Origin of the sequence: Shewanella sp. T24-MNA-CIBAN-0130 (assembly GCF_040310185.1) — a bacterium.
In the GTDB taxonomy this organism is placed as follows: Bacteria; Pseudomonadota; Gammaproteobacteria; order Enterobacterales; family Shewanellaceae; genus Shewanella; species Shewanella psychromarinicola.
This window is the reverse complement of record NZ_JBEOPP010000477.1, coordinates 1-247: the sequence shown is the minus strand read 5'-3', so window position 1 is coordinate 247 and position 247 is coordinate 1. Positions and strand designations below refer to the sequence as shown.

Sequence of the window (247 nt, the reverse complement as noted above, 5' to 3'; positions counted from 1 at the left end):
CAATTGGGTATTCATCACTCGGTGGTTGACCGCGTGCTAGCGTTTGCTGGTTTGCCCAAAATCGACCGCACCCAACGCACATCCATCATCGATCCTTACTTACCCTGTATTGTGGAAACGCTTAATGAATTCCCTTCGCGGACCGCTGCAAGGCTTTATGACATGGTAAAGCACCGGGGTTATCCAGGAAGGCCGAGGTTGTTTCGGCAGGGCATCAGTGCATGAAGGCCCCGGCCGGAACCGGACG

The 247-nt window shown here is 54.7% G+C and carries 1 protein-coding gene; it reads left to right on the top strand.

Annotated elements, in window-relative coordinates:
- Window positions 1–225, top strand: a 225-nt coding sequence (locus tag AAEZ02_RS23180; RefSeq protein ID WP_351125533.1) for a hypothetical protein, incomplete at its 5' end; no start/stop codon positions are given.
- Between the last annotated feature and the right edge of the window lie 22 nt (window positions 226–247).